The 4,278-nt window shown below is 58.1% G+C and carries 5 protein-coding genes; 4 read left to right on the top strand and 1 reads right to left on the bottom strand.

From position 1 onward, the window contains the following. The first annotated feature begins 209 nt into the window (after positions 1–209). The 4 genes from ACVWZ1_RS14200 (at position 210) to gloB (ending at position 2,096) form a co-directional block, all read left to right on the top strand. Positions 210–389 carry a 50S ribosomal protein L32 gene (locus ACVWZ1_RS14200; RefSeq protein WP_414357881.1) on the top strand — a complete coding sequence of 60 codons (180 nt, stop codon included), beginning with the start codon at positions 210–212 and terminating at the stop codon, positions 387–389. 121 nt (positions 390–510) lie between these two features. Further along, on the top strand, positions 511–927 hold the full coding sequence (locus ACVWZ1_RS14195; RefSeq protein ID WP_414357882.1) for a J domain-containing protein: 417 nt from the start codon (positions 511–513) through the stop codon (positions 925–927). Between the two features lie 139 nt (positions 928–1,066). Next, entirely contained in the window at positions 1,067–1,330 is a 264-nt protein-coding gene (locus tag ACVWZ1_RS14190) for a DUF3143 domain-containing protein (protein ID WP_414351177.1), read from the top strand. 7 nt (positions 1,331–1,337) lie between these two features. Next, entirely contained in the window at positions 1,338–2,096 is a 759-nt protein-coding gene (gene gloB, locus ACVWZ1_RS14185; protein WP_457466958.1) for a hydroxyacylglutathione hydrolase, read from the top strand. 122 nt (positions 2,097–2,218) lie between these two features. On the opposite strand, the gene ACVWZ1_RS14180 is transcribed toward gloB, so the two are convergent. Then, positions 2,219–3,406: an MFS transporter gene (locus tag ACVWZ1_RS14180; RefSeq protein ID WP_457466959.1), complete on the bottom strand. Its 1,188-nt coding sequence runs from the start codon at positions 3,404–3,406 to the stop codon at positions 2,219–2,221. Positions 3,407–4,278 lie beyond the last annotated feature (872 nt).

Here is a 4,278-nt window from a genome sequence, read left to right as displayed (position 1 = left end):
TTGGCTTGCCAACTGCAGGGCTACCGTTCGCGCCAGCGGGCCGGAGGCCTTAAGCCCGCCCTGTACTGCGAAGCAGTCAGGGTTGGGTAGTTTACTCAAGCGCTGATAGGCCACTTGCCTGGATAAAGCTGGGATCGGCGGTGCAAGCTAGGACTCCGCCGCTGACGCGATCAGTGCTAGCCTAGTAAGGCTGTATTCTTGTACAAGCTATGCCTGTTCCCAAGAAGAAAACCTCTAAAGCCCGCAGTCGCAGGCGCTACGCCGTCTGGCTTGGCAAAGCAAAGCTACAGGCCCAGCGAGCCATGACCATTGGTCGGTCGATTTTGAGCGGTCGCAACACCGGCTTCTACTACCCCAAAGCCAAGTCCGAAGAAGAGGAAGAAGAATAAAGCTCTATTGAGGCTTGCTGCGGGGATCCCGGCGGCTGCACGAGTAATACACTGGATTAAGGTCTAGCTCCCTGGAGAAGCGCTCTGCTGACCCTACCGTCTCGCTTATCCATTAGCCTGCATGCGCTCGTTGACCTCCCTCACCTACTACCAACGGTTGGGCCTGTCTCCAGGGGCGTCTCCTGAGGCCATCCGGCGGGCTTATCGGCAGTTGAGCAAACGCTACCATCCCGATACTTCTCCCCTGGCCCCGGAAGTGGCCATTCGCTGCTTTCAAGAGTTGCAGGAGGCCTACCTTGTCCTCAGCAACCCGACGAAACGGGCCATCTACGATGCCAGCTTACGGGCGGTGACTGCCAACACGGGATCTCTGAGCATGACGGGATCCCTAGACGCTGACTCTCTGGAGCTGCGCATGGAAACCCGCCCACTTTCACCTGGTGAGCTTTGTGCCCTGTTGCTGATGGGATCCACCCTGGTTGTGTGTTTGGTGTTGGCAGGTGTCCTCGCTTGGCTGCGAGAGAGTGGGGCAAGCTGATTCTGTGGGCACTCCCCACCGTCTTGGTACGGCATTGGGACGGAGTTCTCGGATTCTGTATCAGGAGTGCTTGAATGAACATAGGCCGTTGACTCTGTGTTGGACTGCTTTTCTCAAATCTCGCCTCTCAAATCTCGCCATGCCTTTGCCCCCCGCAACTACGCCCCTGTATAATCACCCCCTCCACATCATCGAACGCTGGCTAGAGGATCAGGGCTGCACCCGCGACCCGCAAGATGTGGAGCAATGGTTTTGCGAGCGGCCTGGCTGGAAAGCCATTTTGCGTCTGGAAGAAACCAGCATTTGGGTGCGATACACCTACCCAGACGGCAACACGAAAACTTTATCTTTTCCCTATTCCCTCAGCCGGCAGGATGTAGAGCAGGCCATTTTTGAAAGTTAGCCGAGCCATGCGCGTTCTTCAGTTGCCCGCCCTGCGCGATAACTATATCTATCTGCTCTACGATTCCGACACCGCGACAGCAGCCGTGGTGGATCCGGCAGTGGCCGAGCCTGTGCTGGAAAAGCTGACCGAGCTGGGGGCGGAGCTGGTGGCCATTTTCAACACGCACCACCATCACGACCATGTGGGGGGAAATCGGCAGCTTTTGGCCCGCTATCCTCAGGCTGCCGTCTATGCCGGCGAGGCGGATCGGGGGCGGATCCCCGGCCAGACGGTGGAGCTGCGGGCGGGAGCAACAGTGGAATTCGCGGGCCGGCAGGCAACGGTGCTGTTTGTGCCCGGCCATACCCGGGGTCACATTGCCTATTACTTTCCCGAGAGCGGGGATCTCTTCTGTGGCGATACCCTGTTTGCCGGGGGATGCGGGCGGCTGTTTGAAGGCACGCCGGAGCAGATGGTGGGATCCCTGGATCAACTGCGGCAGTTGCCGGAAGCCACACGGGTGTGGTGTGCCCACGAATACACCTTGAACAATCTCAGGTTTGCCCTGACAGTGGATGGAGACAACCCCGACCTGCAGGCCCGTTACCAAAAGGTGGCCGCCCTGCGCCAATCGGGATCCCCAACAGTACCCAGCACTATGGGCGAGGAGCGACGCACCAACCCCTTCTTGCGCTGGGATCAGCCGGCTCTGCAAGCTGCCACCGGGCTCCAGGATCCGGTGCGGGTCTTCGCTCGCCTGCGCGGTATGAAGGATCAGTTCTGAAAATCGGGTTCTGACAAAAGCTCCTGGAGGTGGCCCAAAACCTGAGGGGATGGTGCTCCTCACCACTAGCACAAACGAAACCCCCGAAGAGCTGCACCGTAATCTGGTGCAGGGGCTTTTCATCAGCCCACCTCGGCCTGCCTCCTGGACACTAGAGCCAGCAGGATAGCCGCCCCCAGCCCTTGAGCGACTACCGAAAAGAGCACTAAGCCAGTCAGGGAGAAATCGTAAAGCACCCCCATCAGGGCGCTGCCCACAAACCAAGCCAATCCATAGACACTGGTAAACAGGCCAAAGGCAAAGCCCCTCGTCTCGGGAGCTACCATACCGGCCACCGCCGCCTTCATGATGGATTCTTGGGCCCCCAAACCAATCCCCCAGAGCACCATGCCCAGCACCGTCAGAGCATAGGTACCGGAAAAGGCCAGCGGCGCAAATCCAGCCGATACCGCCACCGCTCCCAGCAAGCTCCACAGCCCCACGCGGTCGAACAGCCAGCCACATCCCAGGGCGGCCAGGGCATCCACCCCCATAGCCAGGGCATACAGCAAAGGGATCCCTGCTCCATCGCTTCCCGACTGTCGTTGCAGATGCAGGGCAATGAGGGGAAAATCCGCAAACCCCATAGCCACACAGGCTGCTGCCAAAAGATACAGCCAGAAAACTTTGGGCAAGCCTTTTGCTGGAGTCATCTCCGGCTCCGGCTCAAAGTCGCGCGGACTGGGATACAGCCATTGCGCCAGCCCCAAAACCCCCAGTCCTATTGCCGCCGGGATCCCCAAGGCCAAAAACCCACCCCGGAAGCCATATCCCGCTCCTAGCATGGCTGCCACCAGCAGTGGCCCTGCCACTGCCCCAATCTGATCTAGGGTCTCATGCAGGCCAAACCCCAAGCCCCGTCCCACCTGCAGGGCTGCATGAGAAAGCAACACGTCCCGCGGCGGGGTGCGGATCCCTTTGCCGGTCCGCTCGGCCAAGAGCAGCACGGCGGCCCAAGGCCAACTGCCCACCCAGGCCAAAGCCGGGATCACCGCCGTGTTGATGACATAGCCCAAGGTGGTGAGCCGCCAGTGACCCCGACTGCGGTGCAAGGGATCCCTGCCCAGCTGGTCGCTCCAATAGCCCACCCCCAACCGCAAGCCATAGGCCAATAGCTCCCCCCCGCCGGCCACCAGGCCCACCACCGTGCCGCTGGCCCCTAGGGATCCCAAAAAAGCCCCAGAAATGCTGCGTGCCCCTTCATAGGTGGCGTCAGCGCACAAGCTCACAATGCCGAGGAGGAGAATAAAGCGCCAGGCAGAGGGAGACATAGTCAGCAACCGCTTGGTCGAGGCTGGCCAAATAGCTGGAGAAAGGGACAGGAGCTGCTCGCTCCCAAGAGGGCTCCCTATCTAGCAGCTCTAGCTACAGAGTAGCCGAGGGAGGTTCTCAAATCTTGCAAGTCCATCAAGGTCTTGCACTCCTTGCCCTGTCTAGGTTTAATAGGAGCGGGTGATGTTTTCCTCCAAGAACTCCTGCCCGAAGGAGCCAAGAAATGGCCAACAAAAGGATGGCTTTGAAGTTAATTTTCAACCTTTTGGGTAGCTGCCTAATCTCAATGGCCGTTGCAGGGGCAAGTACGACAATAGATAAACGGGCAATCTTAAATGCCGAATATCTCATAGCCACTCTGGATGGAGTAGAGCGGATTCGTTTTCAGAACGGAGAGTATCAACGAGGTTCTAGTGTCTTTCAGGAAGGGTTCCTAGTGGCAAAGCTCCAACACCTAAAATTTAGCGACCTCAATAACGACGGGTTTCAGGATGTTGTTGCCATTGCAGCAAGCAATACAGGAGGATCCGCTAGTTGGATTAGCTTGTCAGGACTACTAGGTGGCCAAAAACTTGTGCCCTTGGAGCCTGTATTTCTAGGAGACAGAGTTGTAGTTAGTAACATTTCAATTGAGAAAGGCTCTCGAGGGAGTACTCAGGTTTGCCTGGATATGCTGGTTCACGGGCCTAACGATGGCATGTGTTGCCCTACCAAGAAAGAGAGAAGATGTTTCGTGCTTTCTGAGAGGAGATGGATACCTCGTAAGTAAAGAAGCTAGTAAACTACCCGACCCTGACTGCTTCGCAGTACAGGGCGGGCTTAAGGCCTCCGGCCCGCTGGCGCGAACGGTAGCCCTGCAGTTGGCAAGCCA

The organism is Thermostichus sp. MS-CIW-25, assembly GCF_054060015.1.
The sequence above is the reverse complement of the archived record's forward strand: the minus strand, read 5'-3'. Positions and strand labels throughout refer to the sequence as shown.

What these genes read in the sequence shown, in the direction of transcription:
- ACVWZ1_RS14200 (WP_414357881.1), top strand. Translation starts at nt 210, where the DNA reads ATGCCTGTTCCCAAGAAGAAAACCTCTAAAGCCCGCAGTCGCAGGCGC.
- ACVWZ1_RS14195 (WP_414357882.1), top strand. Translation starts at nt 511, where the DNA reads ATGCGCTCGTTGACCTCCCTCACCTACTACCAACGGTTGGGCCTGTCT.
- ACVWZ1_RS14190 (WP_414351177.1), top strand. Translation starts at nt 1,067, where the DNA reads ATGCCTTTGCCCCCCGCAACTACGCCCCTGTATAATCACCCCCTCCAC.
- gloB (WP_457466958.1), top strand. Translation starts at nt 1,338, where the DNA reads ATGCGCGTTCTTCAGTTGCCCGCCCTGCGCGATAACTATATCTATCTG.
- ACVWZ1_RS14180 (WP_457466959.1), bottom strand. Translation starts at nt 3,406, where the DNA reads ATGTCTCCCTCTGCCTGGCGCTTTATTCTCCTCCTCGGCATTGTGAGC.